Genomic DNA, 23659 nt, shown 5'->3' with positions numbered 1-23659 from the left:
GACGATCGCCGCCCTCGGTGTGCGCCATATAGACCCCACAAACACAAACTGTCAACGAACTTTCACAAAAAAATACAAAGTTTCTTTCAACAGAAAATAACAGCAAACTTTACCAAACATTAAGCACCCAAACCAGATCGATTCCAACCAAAAACGCAAAGGGCGCTCAACGCGCCCTCACCCAGCTCAACTCTCTATATAATACCAATCAGCACGAAGGCGCGCTCAACCACCCCATCCGCTCCGCAACATTATCCGCCAATGCACGCACCCGTGCACCCATCGTCTCGAGTATCTCCGGCCGCGCCTCCGCTGCCATCATCGATAACGCAATCCCAGCCGTAGGATGATTTGATCGATCACAGATCGGCGTCGATTGATTTCGACAGAAGCCGCTTTCCTAGAAGATAAAACCTTATATGTTGTTTCTTTTACGTCAGCTATGCTGCTTCATATCGCAACGTTCAGAGGACTATGCCTGCGCGCTGAAATTTTCGCGCCGCGAGGCGCTTTAAGAAAGTAATTGCAAGAATAGGTGTTCCATATAGACTGTAAACAGTATTCATAAGCAAGATCATTCGTTTATCAAATGGATCACCAAATACATGTTAGGCTTCAATGTGTTTCGTTTAGTCTCAACCAATCCGGACACCTCTAATCTTATTAAATTTTGCGAACCAACGTTACACATCAACACCCTAAGATTTGTCTTCGCTGAATAAATCACAAAAGAAAAGCGAGCCAGACGGCTCGCTTTTAAGGCATCAGAGATATCTGCTTCTCTCTCGCTCCATTTCCTCTTGCGTGTAGAGCTTAGCTTCAGCATCAAAGCGCTGCCAGCCTTCCTGCGTATAAAGCTCACGCCGTTCAGCGGTGGTCAACAACGTTTCCTTGAACGGGCCCGCGCACTTGCGCTTGAGCCTGAAGTCGTTCTTCTCGATGAACCAACAGCAATGATCGCGCCACGTCTGTCGCGCGAGATCTAAGATTTCATTAAGGAGTTGCCTTCAAAAGGCATCACCGTTGTTCTCGTCGACCAGAACGTGAGGCAATGCGCAGCCGTGTCGGATTATCTTTACGTGCTGGAACTGGGCCGTAACAAGGCTGAAGGTGGACATGAAATGTTCGGAGGTGATTCAGCACTTCACAAACTAAACGCCGAATGGCTCAAATACAAGATCGACTAATACGATCTTCCGATTACAGTCTGAGAACAAATGCTGATGGTTTCGCTTAATCTTGCTGATCTCGCCATTCATGAACTGGCCCGCTACTCGAAAAAGGTGAGGTTTCACCTTCAGAGCTGTTGCAAGCCTGTCTTATCCGCATCGAGCGCACAGACCCGGTATTGCAGGCGTTTTTGCTACTTACCAAAGAGGATGCTCTCCCCGCCGCGCAACAAGCCGAGACCGAGATTGCAAATGGTCGCTATAGAGGAAGACTACACGGTATTCCATTTGCCGTAAAAGACCTTCTGGATGTCGCTGGGTTACCGACAACTGCGGGTTCCTTGCATCTTAAGCACGATATCCCGACTGAGACAGCAACCGCCGTTGAACGTGTAAAGCGGCCGGTGCCATCCTGTTGGGCAAGCTTCATATGGTGGAGTTCGCCTTCGGTGGTTGGGTACCAATGCGCACCTAGGTGCACCTCGAAACCCTTGGGATCTGTCAAAGCACCGTTCACCAGGTGCTCGTCGAGTGGATCGGGCGTCGCCGTCGCCGCTGGCATGGTGCCATTTTCATTGGGTTCAGACACCGGCGGCTCTATTCGCAACCCGGCATCGATGAACGGAATCGTAGGATTAAAGCCAACACAGGCGAGCGTTAGCACACATGGAGTTTTCCCGCTCAGTCAGATGCTGGATTCAATCGGACCAATGGCGCGTTCCGTCGAGGATGCAGCTAACCTTTTTGATGCGCTTTCAGGTTCAGACGAACGCGATCCTGCTACGTGGAACACCAATCCACCCAAGACGCTCACCAGTTTGAAGCACTCTACCAGAGGAATGCGCGTTGGTGTTGTTTCACGAGCGCAATTACCGGACGTCGAAACCGAAATCCTTGATGCACTGGACGCATCTGTAGCCGTTTTCCGCCAGCTTGGCGTGAATGTCGTTGACGTAAAACTGCCAAAAGATCCTGTCGATTATTGTGCGGCTGCATCTCAGATCATCCGCACCGAGGGTTATGCAAATCTCGCCGCACTAATGAATGAGGATCGCGGCGATTTCGATCCATATGTGCGTGAGCGTATTCTTGCCGGAAAAGATGGCTCCGCTGCGGATTTTGCAATGCGACTTACAAAGCGCAGCGCAGAGACCGCGGAAATGTGTGAAGCTCTCTCGGGATTGGATGCGCTCTTACTACCAACGACACCCATCAGTTCGCCGCCGCTATCAGGCATAGACGAATATGCAATGCCGCTGTCCGATCTGCCGCGCTTTGTCAACTACCTCGGATTGTGTGCGCTTGCACTGCCGAATGGTGTCAACCCAGAGGGCATGCCCCTCTCACTGCAAATTGTCGCCCCCCGCATTCCACGAGGATGTGGCGCTTCGACTAGGTTGAGCTTTCGAGAATGCTACACGTTGGCATGAACGGCGCCCGGACCTTTTATCCCTTCTGTCCATAAGGGACCGCTGAATATATCTAGGGAGGAATAAGTCCCATGGCGATTGAGCTGACGGGGGTCGAAGCAATCGCCCGCATGATCTCGCTTTACAATCTTGGTCCAATCTACGGCATGGGTGGATTTCAGTTGCTGCCCTTCTATGACGCTGCACGTCGTTTGGGCTTGAAACACTATCTTATCAACGATGAGCGCGGGCATTTTCGCAGCCGACGCCTATGCTAAGGTATCGGGCCACGTCTGCCTTGCTGATGCAACACTGGGGCGTGGAGCGACGAACCTCGTCACTGGACTGGTCGAGGCACTTAACGCAGGAACGCCGATGGTTGTTCTAGTTGGTGACTCCCACCGAGAGCATTCCTGGAAGAACATGGCGCAGGAAAGCTGCCCAACCGAAATACTGCGGCCATCAGTCAAAGAGCTGCTGCGCATCGAAATCATCTCCCGCATTCCCGAACTCGTGCGCCGCGCCTTTGCCGTCGCGACATCCGGTCGTCCCGGTCCCGTCGTTGCCAACCTACCCGAGGACATCTCGCACGCGGTCCACGAGTTCGAAGAAACAGATTTTATGCGATCGCGGCACATGAATCCATTCCAGCACTGCGTTGTCGCCCAGATAAAAATTCCTTAAAGCAGGCAGCAGAGTTGATCGCAGACACCCATAAACCTATCGTGCTGGCAGGAGGTGGTGTTCACCTTAGCGATGCAGCCAATGTACTAACTGCTTTCTCACAGGCATTGAACTTACCTGTCGCCCATACCTTGACCGGTAAAGGCGCAATCCCATACATGAGTACACTGAGCGCAGGTCTCTTTGGCCGTTATGACCGCATCGCCAATAAATTGATCGAAGAGTTCGGCCGCACTACGGATTGCGATCTTGCGCTTTCGGGTGACGTCGGAGCGACAATTAGCGAGCTCCAAGAGATGCTGGCAGCGCGTAGTGAAGCCATCCGCACGCGCCAAGCAGATTACGCTTCCAAGGTTGGCAAGCGCATGGATGCATAGCGAAAGGATGTCGGTCCACGTCTTCATTCTGATGAAACGCCGATTAACATAGCCCGCCTGTTAACCGAACTCAACAAGACGCTTCCTGATGACGGCATTCTTATTGCAGACGGTGGCTTTGCAGCACACTGGGGCGGCCTGCTGTTCGACACCAAGCGCGCTGGACGTGCCTTCGTGCCAGATCGCGTCTTCGCGTCTATCGGATACGGCTTGCCCGCAGCCATCAGGGCACGTGCTGCGTCGAACACGCGCGCGGTCTCAAGCTTGATTTTACGATTATCGTCGTCAATAATGCCGCTTCAGGTTACATCAAAGCATTACAACACTTAATATACTGAGTCGAAGGCTACCACGCATCGGACCTCGAAGAGACGGACTACGCAAAGATCGCCGAAACGATGGGCGTATGTGGCATCCGCGTAGAACATCCGAACCAGTTGGACCATGCGATAGCGCAGGCAATGTCGGCAAAGGGGCCGGTCATCATGGACGTCGTCGTCACGCGCGATCTTGCCAAGATGCTGCCAGGTGTCGACGACCGTGCGGTCAAAGTCAAGAAAGGAGACCGCATCGCCTAACATACAAATATCCGACCCCCTGCAAAGACATGGGGTCGGATCAATAAGCGAGATGAAACTGTTGTAAGAATTTATCTTAAAAGCAATGATGCTGATGTCTGGGTGAAATTGGCTACAGACTACCTCTTTGACATTCAAAGAGGTTAGTTTACGCATTCATGCGAAGAGCAAACGCTAAGATCGGATATCACCTAGTCGGAGGTAGACCACAAGCATTCATGCGGCGTTTCCTGAAATTGCCAAAGTCGCAGCCGGAAGAACAGGAAATCCATAGTATACAAGGCATTGAAGAAGGCAACATCTGGGATGAAACTTCTGGGGGGAGGGAATAAGCCACTCTTTGAAAGAGATCGACATCAATCTTCATATTACTCAATATGCCAATGATCCGAACTGAGCTCTGGCAAAGTGATAACTTTGCGGCATGTATGGACGTCCCATTGGTTGCAAGAAGAATCTTTCGGAAAGGTTTGAGCGTGTAAGTCGGGTGCTGACATGTATCCGGCCTGTGAATGCAGCCATCAACATGCTGCTGGCCCGTATGGGAATTCGCAGATCAGGTCCAATTCAGAACCGCGTGGTTTTAGCACTTCGTCGCAATCTGGTTTTCCTGATCTCGTCTCATCGACTGTTACGCCATAACTTTCCTTTTGACCTTCTTACACCTCCAACAACCACCGGTTCGTTGCGTTTTCATACTGCAATGACCGGAGCCCGATAAATTCCGCCCTTCGCCATCAATGCCCAGACAATCCGTGCCATTTTGTTGGCCAATGCAAAGCGTATCAGCATGGGTGGCTTACGTTTGAGCATACTGGCCAGCCACGTACCCGTATCTGATCCCTTTTTCCCAGCCCAACGCACGACGGTGCTGGCCCCTATGATCAGCAAGCGCCGTAAAGTCCGTTCACCCATTTTGGATGTACGACCCAGCCGCTGTTTGCCACCGGTTGAATGCTGTAAAGGGGTGAGGCCAAGCCAGGCTGCAAAATCCCGCCCGCGTTTGAAGGTCGATGCCGCAGGAGCCAATGCTGTCAGGGCTGTAGCAATCACCAGGCAAATACCTGGAATAGTCATCAACCGATGAGCGACTTCATCCTCTTTGGCTCGACGGGCAATCTCTTTGTCTAAAACTTTGATACGCTCATCCAGTGTAGCAAGCATATCAACAAGTACGCCGATAACCGGCCGGGCCATATCTGGCAAAGACATCTCTGGATCCTGAACGACCATCACCAGTTTGCTAACATGTGCAGGGCCTTGGGCAACCACAATGCCAAACTCAGCTAAATGTCCACGCAAGGCATTGATAATCTGCGTTCTCTGTCTGACCAGAAGATCGCGTGTTCTAAACACAATAGCTGCAGCTTGGCTCTGTTCACTTTTTACAGCAACAAACCGCATCGTAGGCGTAAATCTGCTTCGCAGATCGCTTCTGCATCACTCGCATCATTCTTCTGACGCTTCACAAATGGCTTCACATAAGCGGACGGGATCAATCGAACTGTATGTCCCAGAGCACCAATCTCCCGACCCCAATGATGACTGCTGGAACACGCCTCCATCGCCACCATGCAAGCAGGCTGTTTGGCGAAGAATGGCAGCAATTGCTCGCGGCGTAATTTCTTGCGCAAAAGAACTCGCCCATCACTGTCACTTCCGTGGGACTGAAATATATTCTTCGCCAGATCCAAACCAATTGTAGTAATCTCTTCCATGGTCGCATCCTCCTCAATGGTGCTCAACGAACCCATTCTGCCACATCAAGGCCGTCGGAGGGCGTCCATCCCATCAGAACCCATTTAGGATGATTTCTCTTTCTACTTACCAGGAGGCACGGAAGCCTATGCTTCCTGACACTGAGTAGCTATCTGAGAAATCATCTAAGTTTGTTGCTCCTATAAACTTTCCATAAACTGAATATTTGCTATCTTTCCAGGTGTAATCAGCCGTAATTCCCAGTTCCCCTTGCATCTTATCGATGTTACCTGTCGCAATGCGTGTATCAGAAACGAAGATGTGCCCACGATCAAGCTTGAAATCCCGATAAATATTGGCAACGCCACCGACGGATAAGCGAGATGTTGTTGCATCAGCCTCTCTCCAGCTCGTTCTGTAATTGGCTTCTAGGCCAATGCGGCCTATCAGATTATTGTTGGACGGCGTAACAATATCAGCTTCGAATAGATCGTGATAATCGTCAGTATTAACCGATGCCCAAATCATCTGTGCCTGCGGCGTTACGGACCAGCGGCTGTTCAGCGCTATACGATGTCCTGCTTCCAAACTCAAAGCATAGCCAAAACTTGCTACATCTGAAGCCAGCCCCCTATGAACCCGGTATGATTCAAAGTCTGATTTATACCAAGTCGCTTTACCCTGGCCATCGAGATAAAATCCATTAGCACCGTACCAGGTCAATGCCCCGCCAACGCCGTAGCCATCAATCGTTATTTTACCATCACCGAGGCTCGACCAGACATTAACCTGACTACTTCTGTAATCGCCCCACACAGTGCTGAACAAAGAACCGTGTTCATTATCCAAAATTTGTGCATCAATACCGGTTTGTAATTCCCAATCATGCGCACCAAACCTAGTAGCAACAGCCTCACCCTTTGGATTTATGTGACTGTAACCACCTTGCACTCGTCCCCAGAACAGTCGGTCATGAGAAATTATTTCCCTCGAACTGGCATTTAAACCTGGGTCAGCAGCGGAATTTCCAGTCGTCACGTTCATACGGCTGGAAAGACTTGCAAAACCCTGTCTGTTAAGACGCGATAGAGCAAGCGATCCACTTGTATACAAAGGCACACCCGCTTGATATTCAGGTTGGGATCCCGGGGTGTCCCCACCGTTACCACCATTCGGATCAGTTGGGTTAGTAGGGTTGGTCGGATCTGTTGGGTTCGTAGGAGCAGTTGGATTTACTGGACTGACAAATTTGCTCCGCAGATACCAGTTACCATCCTGTGCATCTGTCGCACTTCCTTTAAACAGACCGTACGCATAAGCACCCGCCACAACAGTCTGTGTACCATCAACACCTTCATAATCACCTAGTAGATGAAAAGTACCATCTGATTGGCCACCAACTTCGATAATGTTGATACCTTCTCTCGTCTGTGCGCCAATACCCGATCTATTAAATACACGGACATAAGTGTCACCAGCAGTGTCGCCGCGAACGATAAACTTATCACCAGCCGAATTGTCGTCACCGAGATCACGATCAATCTCTAAAGAGCCGTTATTTCCCGTATAGTTTCCATCAACTTCTATGACACCGAAACCATTTTCCTTCGTAGGCGTGATCGAGCCTGAATTTACCAGTGATCCAACGCGACCTTCACCAAGCAGAACGCCGTCCAGCTCAACGTGACCTGGCAAGGCTGCGGCCTGTCCACCATAACCGAGTTTCAGAAAAGATATCGAGCCAACATGAGTTTCGCCCGTGTATCCTTGATCTTGAGTGAATATGACCATTCCCCGTCCCACGAGCGTTACATTACCCTGACCTGAGATCATGCCGCCAAAAACCAAATCTTTATATGACGCAAATTGCAGCTGACTTGACGATGACGACAGTTGGTAATCGCCTGTTGCAGGATTCGCATTGTCGTCCATCCAGTCCGAACCGAGTTGCAAAGTGCCCTCATCAACGCGCGTTCCACCAGAATAGCTATTCTTACCCGACAGAATAAGCGTTCCCGAACCACTCTTTATCAGTTGACCATCGCCAGAGATACTGCTGGCTATCTCCGGATCGAAGATGCTTGTCGCAGTAGCCACATCAATAGTGGCATTACCAGCACCGATCTCTATTGCTCTGTCAGCAGATAAATATCCATAACCATCCAAGCGCAGAGTTGCATTATCCAAGGCTAGTCTGTTGCTAGTATCGCCAAGGTTCCAATCATCTTCGACCTGCAAAGTGCTGCCTTGTCTAACAGATATGTTTCCTCTGAAACTGTTATCGCCCGACAAGATCGTGGTATTATTTCCGGAAATAATCAGATCGCCTTCACCACTGATATCTCCTGCGAATTCCACGTTTCCGCTGCGGTGGACATCAAGAAGACCATCTATCATTGCTATATTGCCAACAATGCTACCTGTTTCAGCTGTTCCCGTGCTGTCACCAAGCTGTAACGCTGCATTGTGTATTATAGTTCCGCCAGTATAACTGTTATCATTTGTAAGAATTGTTCTATCTATATCCAAGTCAGCAGACGACATTTGATCACTGGTAATATTCAAACCGCCGGTTCCCGACAGTTTCTGATCAAAGATCGTGACGCCTTTTTTGAGCACAGTCAAATCTGCTCTCAAACCAGTTTCTGTTCCTATGACGATGTCTCCCGCAACACTGCCATGCGCACCGCCGTCTCCGAGTTGCAGAGTGCCCTGGCGAATTGCGGTTACACCTGAATATGTGTTGTCTGCCGTTAGAACGAGAGTGCCAGCCATGGTTTTCACAAGACCGTGAGAGCCTTCCAGTACGGATGCAACCGTCACTTTCGTATTTGCCCCTGTAACGTCCGGAGCTCCAACAGCAATAATTGGTTTAGCATCGCCAACCGCTTGCAATGTTAATGGATCGCCCTCAATGCGGTATCCATCAACAAGCGCCTGAAAGCCAGAAGTCTCTACCTTACCAGCATTGTTATCGACTTTTACTACACCTGCAGCCCCGCTAAAAATTGCGAACTGTCTATTTTGCCAGACACTGTTGATCGCACCATCACTGCCTGTCCAATTCTGTTGATCCGCAATCCAGGTCCCAGAGCCTCCTTCAACAATGTTATTAGCCTGGGCACCGCTGCCATCCCAGTAATTGAAGATGTCACCAGCTGTGTTGACTAGATTTACACGATCTGGCGTAATTGCAATGGAAAGATGGTTTCGATTGGTATTCTGCGGAATACTACCAATTTCCATAGAGGACTCATCACCTGTCAGTGCACCACTATAAGAAAAAATCGGATATATGCCCTTTTGGAATCCACCGTCATCTATGACACTAAGCCTCCCGCTTAGTGTCAAAGGTCCTGCGACCTCAAAGACGGCCGCTGTTCGCGGCAGGCCAAGATAGACCGCCACATTGCTGCCGGCATTCAATATAAGCTCCTGACCGAAATTAAGCGACGTGCCTGAATTGCCTATCAGCGTTCCGCCATCTTTAATCGTCGCAGATTGCTTAATCTCTCCAGTGCCGCGCAATTTTGCACCAGACTCAACATCGACAATTCCACCCAGCACACCAGTAACATTCAGGTCGCCATGAACTTTCGTAGTACCAGAATATACACCGCTCTCACCGCCAAAGTTTAGCGATGCGCCTGCAGCGATATTGGTCAAGCCACTGCCGCTTAAGGTCTTCCCATACACAAGCTCAGTAGACGTATTGAAAGTCAATGCGGCGTTATTGATTATATCCGCATTCAATGTTTTTGCAGCTTTACCATTTCCAATCTGCAAAATGCCGCTGTCAATTTTAATGCCTGCGCCAGAACTAACATTACCAGCCAGAATAGTCGTGCCGGACCCCACTTGTTCAATGCTACCACTTCCGGAAATATTACCGCTGAAAAGCAAACTATCGTTGCGATTAAAGCGCAATATCGCATCATTTATAACGTTGCCTGCCAGAGAACCCTTTGCATCACCATTACCGACTTGCAAAATGCCTTGACTAATGGTTGTCCCACCAGTCGTTGTCACATTTCCAATCAGCGTCGTTGTGCCAGTTCCCGCTTGTTCAACCTTGCCTTTTCCGGCAATATTTCCAGAAAAAGTAGCGCTATCACCGCGATTAAAGCGCAAATTACTATCATTGGTAATATTCGCAGCGAGCGATCCGGTCGTTCCACCGCTCCCGATCTGCAGGGTCCCTTTATTGATGCGAACACCGCCAGCTGCTGTCACATTTCCATTCAGAATAGTCGTGCCACTGCCTGCTTGTTCAACACTTCCCGCGCCAGAAACATTGTTGGAAAAAATAAGATCGTTGTTGCGGTTAAAACGTAAAGTGCCACTGTTTTTAATTGCACCTGCAATCGATCCCGTCTGCCCGCCATTACCAACTTGCAAGATACCCTTGCTTATGGTCACGCCGCCAGTAGAAGCTAGATTGCCAGTCAGGATCGTCGTTCCGCTGCCAGCCTGCTCAAAAAGTCCTCTCCCAGAAATATTTCCATTAACAGTAACTAAACCCTGACGATTAAACTGCAGTCCGCTATTATTGATTATATTACTACTAATGGAACCTGTGTTGCCACCATTACCAATCTGCAAAATGCCCTTGCTTATTATGACTGTTCCGGTAGAAGTCGTATTGCCGGTAAAGATTGTTTTCCCGCTGCCGACTTGCTCGATTTTCCCCGAACCCGAAATGTTGTTGGCATAAGTGATGGAATCACTCCGGTTGAAGCGCAATGTTCCTTTATTGATTACATTGCCGCCTAACTCGCCCTTAACTCCACCATCCCCAATCTGCAAGGTACCAGCATTAATTAAAATTGACCCTGATGACGCCAGGCGTCCTGTGAAAATTTCTGTTCCGCTTCCGACCTGTTCAATCCGACCAGGACCTGAAACGTCTACATCATGAACAGCCTCACCTGCATGATTAAAGCGCATTGTCGCTTTATTAATTATAGTGCCATTGATAGTGCCAGTTAAACCGCCGTCACCCACCTGAAGGGTTCCCTCAGCGATTTCCATTCCGTAAATATTATTTCCAGCAGCAGTCAATATAAGGGCGCCTGTGCCGGTCTTCACTGAAACAGTACTATCCATATGATTAAGCATTCGCACATTATTGCCAAGCGTATTGATGACATCTCTATTACCTCTAATGTTTAGCTGAGGTGCAACATCAAGAGATGAAGTAAATTCGATGTCGCCGCCGAGAAGAATTACTAAACCGTCAGCGTTTCCCAAGCCGCCAGTCTGCGTAACAGACAAAACACCCTCGTTGATGTTCCAACCCGTCTTAGCTTGTGTACTGCCGTTCAGCGTCCACTTGCTTTTCCCAAGCTTCTTATAAAGTTCGAAGCCTTTATACTTGCTGCCGATTTCATTCACATCGAATCCAGCATCCGTATCGCCACCTAAAGCAAGGGTAGCACTGCCGACCGATAGAGCTAAGTTGTATCCGTTCCCAGCAACGACATTCCCAAGTATATTTGAACCCGAACGTAGCTCAAGCGTGGCCGTATTGCCAGCAATGACAATAGCATTCGGCTGAGCCTTATCTCCATAGGAAAGGCCTGCCTTCACCACCCCATTATTAATTACATAAGAGTCAGCACCCACCCGGATACCTGTTCCTCCAGAAGAAGAAAGCGAAGAGGCACCAATCTGTTCTCCACCATTTCCACCAATAACAGTCCCTTCATTGGTGAACCGGGCTCCTTGCCATACAATAACCCCATCACCTGCAGCGCCCAGCATTGAAGGCTTTACCCCATCTTGCGGAGGAGAGCTGCTCCGGGGGCTGCCTGCGCCGCCCCGTATAGTAGCACCCTTAGCATTGAGCAAGGAAGTACCCCTGTTCTGCACAATAGCACCCACGCCACCACTGCCTCCGCCACCTTGGTAGGCGGGTAGATCACTTAAACTCCTGGGTAATACTATCCCACCAGTGCCACCCATGCCGCCGGATATAGTCAGACCCGAATAAGTAGTGTGTGAACCGGAGCCTAAGAAAACACCTGCGCCGCCGCCGCCGCCACCGCCACCGCCAAACCTGGAGACAGAATAAAGCTTGAACACAACCGTAGAAGGCAACGCCTCCCCGGCACCACCGTTCGCACCCAAGATCTCGCGCAGGCCTGGTGATATCGTATTGGCACCCACACTTCCGCCTTCCCCACCCCGAACAGGAATGTGGCGAGCTGTATAACCGGGACCCGTTGGGTAACTGGTACCTTGACCAGTACCACCTTTACCATCTTTGCCCCATCCACCGCTGCTTGTATAAACATTAGAGCCACCGGCACCGTTCCCATTCGAGCCGGCTATCCCATTCAAGCTGCTATCAGTCCCTCCGTTATTACCAGTTAACACGTCAGCATTCACTCTTGTCGCGGCTGTTCCCAATACAGCCATCATGAGCGCAATAAGGACAGCACGCGATGAAGATGCCCTCAATATCTTTTTGCATTTACTTAAATTTGTTTCTTTTCTATTTTTTCTCTCTATGGCAACAACATTCATAGAATACATCCTTGATGAAATATATTCTTTAGTATTTTATTAAAAAATAATGTATTGCCAATAAAATACATAAAGATATGAGTTAATCAATATTTTATTATGCCAATAAAACATTTCTACGAAAATTGAAAGAACCAAAGATAATTTCATTTAATTTCATAATATTGAATATTATTAATATATTCCGGTTGATATTCATAGTTACATAATATATTCTGTTTTTATAATAATAAAATTAAATGAAATTTTCCGTTTTATTATTATAAAGAGACCTATTTCTGATTTGGCAAAGCGGTTCTGTCACCAATTTCAGTCATTGTGTCGAACTGGATCAGCGATTATTTCCAAGGTCGGAATGTCTGATTGCGGGATTATCGAAACCGTCAATTTATTCACCGATGGCTTAGTAGTATTTAAGACGATTCCAGTAGAAAACTATGTTAGCGATTCCTTTTTCCGCTCATGTATGGAAGCACTTTTTTTGGAGCTTAGAAGAATTTGCAATACTGAGAACTGGAATATTGGCTTCGCCTGTCCGGATGGCGGTTCAATCCCGTCTTTAGTTGCCCGGCTTCGTGAGCAGCACAGTTAGCCAGATAAAGCGCCCCCTTCTGCGGTCTATACACAACTGGTATGCGAGGGCTGCGATCAGTTTCACGCAACAGCGCAAGCGGGTTGCGAATATAGGCCAGCTTTTGGCTCATATCTTCATGCAGACCTGAAAGTAAAACGTTCTTTGCAAAGTTACGCCACCAGAGATCAAGCGTTGGCTTTCCAACTCCGGGATTGCCGGCGAAAGACGAAATGCATAGATCATTCTCGCTTAAAATCCGAACGGGTCAGCGTTTGAGTTTTTCTGTAAATTCCCGCTACTTTAACACTAAACCGCCTGTCAGTTTCATCTTACAGATGCCCTCAGCTCGTGAATGCTAAGTCTATATCTGAGCCGATTCGGTTGAGTGGAATTCACTTTCAATCCGCTTTTTAGAGCGCCTACATTGTCTATCTCAGACAGAAGCGCGCTCTAAAAAGACTATTTTATATCCGCTAAAACTTTGCGGTCGCACTCATACGGAAAGTACGTCCGGGCGCTGGTGTCAAAGCCTCAGTCAGCGCATCAAGATAATAAAGATCAAAGACATTATCGATGCTCGCGTTGAGGGTCAGGCTATCACTTACCTTGTAAGAGGCAAATGCATCATAAACCTGATAAGAGCGCCAATCGCTTTCAATGCCCGTGCCCTGCCGTTTTATGGCTCGCTCTCCGGCAAATGATACACGGCCACCGGCTGTCAGCTTCTCATCAAGAAAACGCGCGCCTAGTGTTATCGATCCGCTATAAGAGGGTGGCACATAAACGCTGAGATAGTCATCTGGCGGCGTTGCTTCAACGCAGGAGGCACTTTCTCCAACCTTCGCTGCAAAGCAATACTGAATATCCGTATAACGATTTAAATTTGCATCCGCGAAAAAGCGTCCCGCATCATAAGACAGAGACAGTTCGAAGCCTTTATATTTCGCACCATCGATATTCGCAAAAGTTCGGTAAGCGAACGGCAGACCGGCACGGTTACCGTAAATTCTGACGATGTAATCGTCATAATTATTATCAAAGTAGGCTGCTTTGAAGCGCAGCTTATCGCTGGCGATCAGGGCATCGCTCGTCAGGTAATTGATACCAACTTCATAATTGGTGGATTTTTCCGGCTTCAGAAAAGGATTGGGTTCAATCTGTCCCGGCATCGTAAAGACCGTCTCACGCACACTTGGTGGTCGCCAACCTTTTGCATAGGTAGCGAATAACTGAAGACCATCCAGCGGCTCGACGGTAATTCCAAGACGCGGATTGAAGATGTTGCTTTCAAGCCCATCCGTCGGATCCACTTCCTTGCGATCATTGGTCTGATAATCTTCATAGCGCAAACCTGCAGACAGTTTTAACCAGTCAACAGGTTTATAATCTGCATTGGTAAAGATCGAAGCAACGGAGCGATCACCTTCAATATTCAGCTGCGCACCCGGATTCTGACTGATCTTTTCATAAGAATACGTCGCGCCATATTTCACATCAAATACACCGAATTTTGTGTCGAAATGCGATGTGTTCCAGATCTCGCCGCCGGTTGTATCGACTTTTGAAAGGCTCGGAGATCCTGTCAGAATTTCAATCGCCGCCCATTCATCGGACACTCTCGTGTGCCAGAGGTTGGCATGAAAATCGATGAGATCATTGTCACTCGGATTCCACGTATATTTGGCGGTATACATATCTGAAGTGACATGGCTGAGATTTGCCTGATACGGATCCCAGCTATATTGCGAAAACGGGTTATTCATATCCCCGTATTCTTCGCCATAGGTACTGTCGTAACGAATATATCCAAGCTCAACTGTCTGATCATAATCGAAGTCGAACTTGCCCTTCAGCAACACGGAGCGGGTGTCCTGAGACGTATTGTAAACTTCGCCACCCGGCTTTAAATCCGACATCGGATCCCAGTATTCAGCACCGCGAAATCCAAACCGCTTGACAAGCCTTTCACCATTTTTGCCGGCAAAATAATTGCCGTTGCGCCGATAGGCGAATGCGCCGGTGAGTTCGAAATCCTCATTTCTCGCTGCGAGTGCAATGCTGCCCACACGGTTGCCGCTATTGAGCCAGTCATTGCCATCAAATCGCTGTTTGATTTCGTTGGGTGGTGCAACATAAGGTCCCGGATCGATGCTGTTGCCGCCAAAGCCACCTTTGATCTTCATGCCATAGGATCTGCCTTCCAGCAGAATATCGTCAGCATTGAGTGTGCGCATATTCACCACGCCGCCCATTGAGCCGCTACCAAAAGGACCTCCTGATGGCCCTTTTTCAATTTCGATCCCGCCAATAAATTCCGGATCGACAAAGGTTCGGCTGCTCATCCCTTTATATCCGCGATAGGTTGAGGAACTTTGCTGAGCGCCATCAACCAGCGTCGCAACGCGGTTCATTCCCTGCAATCCGCGTATATTCACATTCAGAGACTGGCCTGTTCGGTTGCCCGCGGAAAATACGCCGGGCGTATTGCGGAACATGTCACCGGCACTGGCGGGTGGGACGCGTCCAATCTGTTCTGCACTGATATATGCACCTGAGCCTGCTGTTTCATACGGAGCATCCGCTAGTGATGCGCCACGTCCCCCCGTAACGGTAATTGTATCGAGCAGCAGTGATCCACCGGCATCGGCAGGTACTACTCCCTGAGCTGAGGAGCCGCTGGAACGTCCTGTTACTGTAACGGTATTGCCATTGGTAAAGTGGTAGAACAGTCCGGTATCTCTGAGGAGTGCGGTAAGGGCCGCTTCACGCGTCATGGTGCCTGATACAGGCGAACTGCTGATCCCGCCGACCGATGCATCCTGAAAGACGACCGAAATCCCGGTAATATCTGAAATGTCATTAAGGGCCTGACGGACCGGCTTTGCAGATATTCTGAAATTATAGGTCTGTTGCGTTGCGGTTTGTCCGAATGCCGGCATAACTGGGCTTACGACTGTGCCACCCACCGCAAGGATTGTCGTTGCCATCAGTGCAACAATTCGCCCGCACACCCGCTCACCATTTCTCATGAAAACAAACCCTCTCATTACCTTAACCGGAGAGGGAGACATGCGACTGATATTCTGTACCTCTCAATCCATTACACGTTTAGGAGCGATCGGATACTCACTAAAAAGTTGAGTATTTTTTACAGAAATAAATAAGCTATTGAATTTATTGAGAAGAATTATTGCTTAGGGACTGATGACGACAAGTTTTCCGGTCAGCCTGCTGACCCGAAACCCTACGGTGGTCTGGAGCGATGCGAGAGCGCTGTCTGAATCGTCAAGCGGAAGGTTGCCACTCACCAGCTGGTCTGCGAGAGCCGTGCCAAGGACAACGATCCGGCCAGACCTGTAACGACCAATCTGATTCAGGACATCTCCGAGCCGCATCTGATCGAATATGATACGCCCTTTCTGCCAGGCCATCGCTTCATTAATAGCAACCGGATGCACAGCGCCAAGACCACTATTGTCATAGCCGATGCCCTGCCCCGCTTCCAGCTCCGCGCTTTCCCCATCCGCTTCAGCCGATACGATGATGTGCCCTCTGGCGAGATTGACGGCCACGTCCTGCCCTCGGATTTCAACAGAGAACGCTGTGCCGGTGACACGCGTTTCGCCACGACCGGCATCGACCACAAACGGCGCCGCAGACGGTTTGACATCAAAATAGGCCGCGCCACGCAGAAGTTTTACGCTGCGCTTTTCAGCCGTCATGTCGGTGGAAATAGCACTGTCAGCATCCAGCAAGACGGTTGAGCCATCTGACAAAGTGATTGTCTGACGTTCGGCGCGGGCCGTTATGTAATCAGCTGAAAGATTTTGAAGAAAATGGGGATTTTCTATCCAGATATCAAAGCCGATCAACGCCGCCAAAACTGCGCCTGCGATACCGGCAAGGGCACTGTACGCGTGACGACGCTTCCGCGCCTGTCCGATTGTGTCGAGATAGCCACGCAGTTGGTCGGCATCTTCTGCCGCAATCATCGCGCTGGGAAGGTCAGTATCGCCCCATCGCGAACTGATCCGCCGATAAGCTTCATCATGGAGCGTGCTCTTTTTCAACCACGCTTCAAAGTTCTTGTGATCTGCCGATGATGGCTCTCCATTTATACGGGTAAACCATGCGATCGCTTCCTGATCGACCCGTCTTATCTCCCATTCCTGCGATGAATGTCTGTCAATGGTCATGAAGAGTGCTTTCAGCCGTCCGCCGTCCACCTCTATACATTGAGGCGCGGAATTGCTGCAATCCATGCATAAGTCTCACAGAGACTCCTCCTGAAAACCAACGCAGGCGACCATGGCGCGGGCCATGTGTTTTTCGACGGCGCTGCGCGAAATTCCAAGAGCCTCTGCAATCTCCGAATATTTACAGCCGTGAACTTTGTTCAGCAGAAAAATGTGTCGTGTCCGTTCCGGCATCGCGCGGATTACATCATCGAGCTGTCGGGCTACATCGCGTATTTCTGTAATATCATAGGGTGTTGGGATAGGTGATGCACACTGCTCAGGCAGAATATTGGCGGCATAAGCTGAACGAACGCGCTCCGCACGGACATGATCAACAATCGCATTGCTGACCGAGCGGCGGAGATAGGCTACATCGCTGTCAAGATTACCAGAGTCACGCTCCCACAGTCGCAAAAATACATCCTGTACGATATCGGCTGCTGTGGACTGTGATCCCAAGCGTCGGGCGACACGCTTCAAAAGACCAGGACGCTCTTCGCTATACAAAACCTCAATTTCATTGCGAGCAACCATTGTACCCCACCCATTTTCACGCCGACAAGCCAAACGGTTATAGCTTGGATTCTGTGTCACCTATTGTTCAGTACACCGCTCCGGCTAAAGGACTTGCCGACGAAAGGCTATTAACAACCAAACATAAAACTTCCCTATTAATCTCATATTTATGGGAATATCAAATTTAATTGTGAGGTGTTTACAGAACCAACGCAGCAGATTGATATGCTTTTCATCCCCCCATTAAACCATAGCTTAAATAGACCTAGCGGCTACGTGTGGAAAACGGATCATATACGCCACTTCGATGCCAGCGATTGTCTTTGAGGCTGAATGATACGCCTTGAAGCCCAACATGGTTAGGTAATATGCTTGATAAGACGAGGCCCCTGCTCAAGTAGGGCTGCGGGAGACCGCGCTCCCAAAGCTAATCCAAGATGATGCACAATAGTATCCAGTCTCATAGTCCGGAGACTGCGCTCGCGTAAAACAAAGTCATCAAACCACTCGGCAAAAATTTTCCTAGGCCAAAATGTAGTCTGACAAACAAAATGTCGTACCGATATGCGAAGTTAGACCTTTACGCTCAAACAAGGCAGATCCGCCACTTTCCTAACGTAAAGACTATGAACACGATCTGACACTTTGTTGCACGATGCGCGGCAACCTTAATCTGTGGACCCCCGCACGAAAATCGTTAATGATACCATTACTTTCGTCGAAACGTCGCACAACTAATGGTTTTGTCGCAAATTTTTCAGTTCTGTTGAGCTATGTCAGGATCGTTGCATGTAACTGAATGAGGTGGAAGCGGATGGCGGTGGATTTCAAAGGTACTCACTTCCCGAAAAGTGTCATTCTTTACGCCGTTTTCTTCTATGTCCGCTATTCAGTTTCATATCGCGATCTGCAGGAGATTATGGCTGAACGTGGTGTCGAGGTTGACCATGCAACCTTGAACCGTTGGGTTGTTCGTTACGCGCCGCAGATTGCTGCGCAGGCACAAGAACGTAAACGCACAACGCTTGGCTCATGGCGTGTTGACGAGACCTATATAAAGGTCAAAGGGAAATGGACGTATTTGTATCGAGCGGTTGATCGTGACGTGCAAACCCTTGATTTCATGCTCTCTGAGCGCCGAGATTTCGGCGCTGCAAGGCGTTTCTTTATGAAAACCAGCAAGCAATGGTATTCCGCACAAGATTGTCATTGATAAAAGTGGAGCCAATCTGGCTGGTGCGCAGGCTGTAAACAACATCCTGAAAATCACCGGTACAGGTAAAATGATCGAAATTCTTCAGGTCAAATATCTCAACAATATTCTTGAACAGGACCATCGCTTCATCAAGCGGATTACAAAACACACATTGGGCTTCAAGGCGTTTCACAGCGCTTCAGCAACAATTGCTGGCATCGAAGTGGCGCATATGATCCGCAAGAAGCAGTTCGCCAACAATAATCGCTTGCCATTCCAGCTCTTTGCGGAGCTCGCAGCATAAGTGCGTCCAAAAATGAGGCTGCCCTTAACCAGCCAGAATATTTGCGACATAACCTTTTGTGCCTGCGCAGCAATCTGCGGCGCGTAACGAACAACCCAACGGTTCAAGGTTGCATGGTCAACCTCGACACCACGTTCAGCCATAATCTCCTGCAGATCGCGATATGAAACTGAATAGCGGACATAGAAGAAAACGGCGTAAAGAATGACACTTTTCGGGAAGTGAGTACCTTTGAAATCCACCGCCATCCGCTTCCACCTCATTCAGTTACATGCAACGATCCTGACATAGCTCAACAGAACTGAAAAATTTGCGACAAAACCTTCTCAGATGATTATTGCGATCTGGTCAGTGATGGCATTGATGTCGCTGTGCGTATTGGTGGCCCAACTGACAGTGGTCTAATCCGTCAGGTTCTGGCGCCCCATCGCTTTATCACCTGCGCAACGCCGGACTATATTCAAGAACATGGAATGCCGCAAAGCATTGCAGATCTTCAAAACCACCAGAAAATTGTTTTCACTTATGCAAACGCATCCGTGCCTTGGCGTTACCAGGTCGATGGGCAAATGCGTGAGATTGCTGTGAAGGGGCGCTTAAAACTCAATAATTCCGAAGCAATACGCGATGCTGCTCTTAAAAATCTTGGCATTGTTCAACTTGGAGCATTCCTCGTCGGCGACGATATAAGACAAGGCCGCCTCATCCCCTTATTAGAGGAATTCTGCCGTGAAGAAATGCCAATCGCAGCAGTTTATCCCACGCGCCGCCATGTTTCACCTAAAGTGCGCAGATTTATCGAGATGCTCCGCAAAGAATGGGCTGCGGCACCAATTTGAAATTTTGTTTAACGCAGTCCAGCGAGATATGCACGCTGGGCGCCGTTACTTTAGCCTGAAAACGTGCAATACGGCGATGTCGCGGCTTTCTTTCGAGAAATCGAGCCAGCTGCTACTCCAACCCCGATACGCAAAAATCTCACTGCATCAACCAGTGAGATTTTCTCATTATGTATAACCAATCGGGCTTTATCGATCACATTCTTTACTGCACCGTTTAGCTTCCTGAGCAAGTCCTTTGGCCTGCATCTCTTTGGTATCAATTGCTCACGAATCGCCTGCTTGGCTTTTCCAGCGAGTTAGTTAGCCTTGCCGTAAACCTTGTCTGAGGTACTGCGCATGCGAATTATCTCCCTGTAGTATTTTGTTTAATTCTAAAAAATTGCCGATGATCACCCAAATAAGTTCCAAGGAAAACATGAATTTTCTCGGCACACGGATCAGAACTCATATTTAATGAACTACCGCGCAATTTATGAGCGCGCACGGTGTTGCCACGTTAGCTTACCCTTTTGGCAGTCTTGATAATCTGCACTATCATTTCGGATGCTTTCTCAAGCGACCTCACAGGCAAGAACTCGTAAATTGAGTGGAAGTTATGTGCGCCACAAAAGAGATTTGGACATGGTACGCCTTTTTCTGACAAAACAGCGCCATCATACCCCCCACGCATAAGAACCGGCTTTGGTTCAACACCGATAGCCTTCATGGAGTTTAAAGCCAATTCAACTGGATATCGATTTGTACCTTCAAGGCTTTCAGCAACGTTTCGGTAGACTGGTTTGTAGTCGACATTGACGACATTTCTGCCATGTAACTTGTTAAAGCTGTCAGCTAAACCAGCAATGAATTGGCGCCGGCTTTCATATCCCTGTTTTATGAAATCTCGGATATCTATCGTTAGTGTTGTCTTGGCGACTGAACCGCACACGTTCTTCACCCAGTAGTAACCCTCTCTCCCCTCTGTGTATTCCGGACGCTCGCCACCGGGAAGCATAGCTATAAATTGCTGTGCGTAGAGAATTGAATTTTGCATCTTGCCTTTGGCAGACATAGGATGGGCTGGCTGGCCGGTAAACGTGATACAGAATTCTCCTGCGTTCCAATTCTCATAGACGATTTCGCCAATGGCACAGCAATCAAGTGTGTAGGCGAAATCCGCGTTCAGCGAACCGGCATCAAGCGCTTTTGCTCCGAGCAGTCCAATTTCTTCATCGGGAACGAAAACAACTTTCAAAGGGCCGTGTTCAATTTCGGGATGTTTGATGAGAAACTGAATTGCATCCATGATTTCGGCGATGGCTGATTTATTGTCAGCACCGAGAAGACTTGTACCATCGGTGACAATGATACGATCCCCTATATAATCGGCTAATTCTGGAAACTCATCCAAACGCATGACCGTGTTGGATTCGCCATTAAGGACGATGTCACCACCTCTGTAGTCAACAATATGCGCATGCGTATCTGTTGAGTATTCTGCTGAGGTATCCAGATGAGCAACCCATGCAATGGTGGGGAAGGCATGCTTTTCGCTCGAAACATTGGCGGCGAGTGTACCCACCACAATGGAATGGTCTCGTTCTTCGACTTCTAAGCCCATGGAGCGCATCTCACCGGCCAGCAATGTCGCGAGTTGTCTTTGTCCCTCGCTCGAAGGCAGCGTAGCAGCATTGGGCACAGCTGTGGTGTTGATACGAGTGTAGTTTAAAAAACGGTCTACGATATTCATGATAATTCTTCTTGGAGCTCGCGCAGCATGAATGGCAAAAAATATTGCTTCAAAGCCAGACTTGCGGACGAAATGAACACCCGCAAGTTGGATTTTCCTGACTGATTATTTACATAAAGGTGTTCGCCTTCATTCCTCTATATCGACGTCTTCAAAAAGATATCCGCCGAATGGATCGATTTTGAAGTCTTTAACTTTAGTGCTGACAGGTTGTTCCACAACCTGGTGTGCGATGGTCAACCACGGGGCTTGCTCCTTAAATATGACCTGCGCCTGCTCATAGAGCTTTGTCCGTTCGAGCTTGTCTGTTGTCAATTTGGCTGAGCGGATCAGCTTTTCAAAGTCCTCATTGCACCAATTGGCGCGGTTTGCGCTGCCAATAGCCTGACAACCGAGGAGTGCGGCTAAAAAATTATCAGGATCTGCTATCCCACCCGTCCAGCCGAGCATGATGGCACCATCGCGCTCCTTTTCCAGCGAGCGTTTGAGATATTCACTCCAATCATAGGTGATAATCTCTGCATTGACACCCACCTTGGCGAAGTCAGATTGAATCAACTCGGCTGCGCGCCGTGCGTTCGGCATATACGGACGTTGAACCGGCATCGCCCAGATTTTCATCTTCAGATCTTTAACACCTGCTTCTTCGAGAAGCTTGCGCGATTGCTCAGGATCATACGGGTCGTCCTTCACGTCCTTGTTGTAACCCCAAACAGATTGTGGAAGCGGGTTGATTGAAACAATCGCCGAGCCGTTATAAACTGCATCAATGATGGCTGGCTTGTTGACTGCCATATTAAGTGCTTTGCGCACGCGGACATCATCAAAGGGTTTTTGAAGCGTGTTATAAGCGAGAAATGAGAGATTCATTCCATCCCTGCTTAGCATGGACATGGAAGGATCTTGTTTCATCTCGGCGATATCTGCCGGATTAGGGGCTGCGATAACGTGGCATTCTCCAGCCTTCAGCTTTTGGTGCCGAACTGCTGCATCGGGGGTGATCGCAAAGATAAGATTGTCAATTTTCTGCTTTCCACCCCAATAGTCAGGATTTGCCTTGTAGCGAATAGCACTGTCTTTTTGATAAGCCACAAACTGATAAGGTCCAGTGCCGACTGGTTTTTGACTCAGGTCTTCCAGTCTGCCATCTGCGACCAGTTTATCGGCATATTCTTTCGACTGGATTGCTGAAAACGTAAGAGAAAGCGTCGAGATGAAAGTAGCTTCAGGTTGCGAGAGTATAAACTTAACGGTGTGATCGTCGATTTTTTCAATTTTCTCGATCAACGTGGGAAAAGAATAAGCGCCGAACTGTGGCCAGGTTCCCTGATTGTAATAAGGATTTTTCTGATCCCCCTGACGCTCGAAGGTGAAGATTACATCATCCGTGTTGAATTCGCGCGTGGGCGTGAAAAAATCAGTCGTGTGAAACTTAACGCCTTTTCGCAAGTGGAAAGTATACTCTTTTCCATCCCCAGAAACATCCCAGCTTTCTGCAAGTCCTGGCTCGAGTTCGGTCGAACCGCGTTTGATCTTTATAAGGGTGTTTGAAATGTTGCGTGCTGATGCATCATACACAGCACCAGAGGTGGTCTGAGCCGCATCAAAATTCTCTGGCGATGCTTCCGAGCAATAAACCAACGTCTTTGCAAAGCTCTGTGTCAACGCTGTGCTACTGAACGCAGCAACGACGAGCGCTGCAGAAAAAAAATTCCCAAGTTTTGTCATTAAAATACATCCCTTATTCTAACGCTACCACTCTTTTCTGAGTGATTGATCACTGCTCAGCTGATTGATTCTAAACAGTTGTACTGGCCC

General features: G+C 48.8%; 14 protein-coding genes and 6 pseudogenes. 10 read left to right on the top strand and 10 right to left on the bottom strand.

Annotated elements, in window-relative coordinates; translation table 11 throughout:
* Positions 1-208 precede the first annotated feature (208 nt).
* A pseudogene (locus H5024_RS20545) lies at positions 209-367 on the bottom strand (IclR family transcriptional regulator); the annotation flags it as partial.
* A gap of 433 nt (positions 368-800) precedes the next feature.
* On the opposite strand from H5024_RS20545, the gene H5024_RS21440 reads away from it, so the two are divergent.
* From H5024_RS21440 to H5024_RS21205, 8 genes and pseudogenes are all read left to right on the top strand, one after another.
* Entirely contained in the window at positions 801-986 is a 186-nt protein-coding gene (locus H5024_RS21440) for an ATP-binding cassette domain-containing protein (protein WP_247875411.1), read from the top strand.
* Between the two features lie 75 nt (positions 987-1061).
* Positions 1062-1187, top strand: a complete 126-nt coding sequence (locus H5024_RS21580) for a hypothetical protein (protein WP_282186094.1) — start codon at positions 1062-1064, stop codon at positions 1185-1187.
* 119 nt (positions 1188-1306) lie between these two features.
* On the top strand, positions 1307-2599 hold the full coding sequence (locus tag H5024_RS20535) for an amidase (RefSeq protein ID WP_187549028.1): 1293 nt from the start codon (positions 1307-1309) through the stop codon (positions 2597-2599).
* A 71-nt stretch (positions 2600-2670) separates the two neighbouring features.
* Positions 2671-2856: a hypothetical protein gene (locus H5024_RS21220; protein WP_210309778.1), complete on the top strand. Its 186-nt coding sequence runs from the start codon at positions 2671-2673 to the stop codon at positions 2854-2856.
* Positions 2819-2953 (top strand): annotated as a pseudogene (locus tag H5024_RS21660) (thiamine pyrophosphate-binding protein); the annotation flags it as partial. The gene H5024_RS21220 and the pseudogene H5024_RS21660, both read left to right, overlap by 38 nt.
* Positions 2954-3262, top strand: a complete 309-nt coding sequence (locus H5024_RS21215; RefSeq protein ID WP_348770734.1) for a hypothetical protein — start codon at positions 2954-2956, stop codon at positions 3260-3262.
* A gap of 14 nt (positions 3263-3276) precedes the next feature.
* On the top strand, positions 3277-3639 hold the full coding sequence (locus H5024_RS21210; protein ID WP_210309776.1) for a hypothetical protein: 363 nt from the start codon (positions 3277-3279) through the stop codon (positions 3637-3639).
* 398 nt (positions 3640-4037) lie between these two features.
* Complete coding sequence (locus H5024_RS21205; protein ID WP_210309775.1) at positions 4038-4217, top strand: hypothetical protein; 180 nt, start codon at positions 4038-4040, stop codon at positions 4215-4217.
* Between the two features lie 693 nt (positions 4218-4910).
* Here the strand turns inward: H5024_RS21205 and H5024_RS20525 are convergent.
* The 6 genes and pseudogenes from H5024_RS20525 to H5024_RS20500 form a co-directional block, all read right to left on the bottom strand.
* Positions 4911-5935 (bottom strand): annotated as a pseudogene (locus H5024_RS20525) (IS110 family transposase).
* Between the two features lie 106 nt (positions 5936-6041).
* Entirely contained in the window at positions 6042-12443 is a 6402-nt protein-coding gene (locus H5024_RS20520; RefSeq protein WP_187549027.1) for an autotransporter outer membrane beta-barrel domain-containing protein, read from the bottom strand.
* Positions 12444-13490: 1047 nt separating this feature from the next.
* Positions 13491-16004 carry a TonB-dependent receptor gene (locus H5024_RS20515; protein ID WP_187549026.1) on the bottom strand — a complete coding sequence of 838 codons (2514 nt, stop codon included), beginning with the start codon at positions 16002-16004 and terminating at the stop codon, positions 13491-13493.
* Between the two features lie 207 nt (positions 16005-16211).
* The gene (locus tag H5024_RS20510) at positions 16212-17213 is read right to left on the bottom strand and encodes a FecR family protein (protein WP_187549025.1); all 1002 of its coding nucleotides are present in this window, start codon (positions 17211-17213) and stop codon (positions 16212-16214) included.
* A 75-nt stretch (positions 17214-17288) separates the two neighbouring features.
* Entirely contained in the window at positions 17289-17789 is a 501-nt protein-coding gene (locus tag H5024_RS20505; protein ID WP_187549024.1) for a sigma-70 family RNA polymerase sigma factor, read from the bottom strand.
* Between the two features lie 237 nt (positions 17790-18026).
* Positions 18027-18169, bottom strand: a pseudogene (locus H5024_RS20500) (IS6 family transposase); the annotation flags it as partial.
* A gap of 401 nt (positions 18170-18570) precedes the next feature.
* Between H5024_RS20500 and H5024_RS20495 the strand changes: the two are divergent.
* Positions 18571-19270: pseudogene (locus tag H5024_RS20495) on the top strand (IS6 family transposase).
* Positions 19271-19323: 53 nt separating this feature from the next.
* Here H5024_RS20495 and H5024_RS20490 read toward each other — a convergent pair.
* Positions 19324-19518: pseudogene (locus tag H5024_RS20490) on the bottom strand (IS6 family transposase); the annotation flags it as partial.
* Positions 19519-19578: 60 nt separating this feature from the next.
* On the opposite strand from H5024_RS20490, the gene H5024_RS20485 reads away from it, so the two are divergent.
* Positions 19579-20109, top strand: a complete 531-nt coding sequence (locus H5024_RS20485; protein ID WP_187549139.1) for a substrate binding domain-containing protein — start codon at positions 19579-19581, stop codon at positions 20107-20109.
* 499 nt (positions 20110-20608) lie between these two features.
* On the opposite strand, the gene pepT is transcribed toward H5024_RS20485, so the two are convergent.
* Together pepT and H5024_RS20475 are read right to left on the bottom strand one after the other, a co-directional pair.
* Positions 20609-21841, bottom strand: a complete 1233-nt coding sequence (gene pepT / locus H5024_RS20480; protein ID WP_187549023.1) for a peptidase T — start codon at positions 21839-21841, stop codon at positions 20609-20611.
* 129 nt (positions 21842-21970) lie between these two features.
* Positions 21971-23569, bottom strand: a complete 1599-nt coding sequence (locus tag H5024_RS20475; protein WP_187549022.1) for an ABC transporter substrate-binding protein — start codon at positions 23567-23569, stop codon at positions 21971-21973.
* Positions 23570-23659 lie beyond the last annotated feature (90 nt).

Source organism: Ochrobactrum sp. Marseille-Q0166, assembly GCF_014397025.1.
Classification (GTDB): Bacteria; Pseudomonadota; Alphaproteobacteria; order Rhizobiales; family Rhizobiaceae; genus Brucella.
Note: the sequence above shows the minus strand (reverse complement) of the source record. Positions and strands in the feature narration are given on the sequence as shown.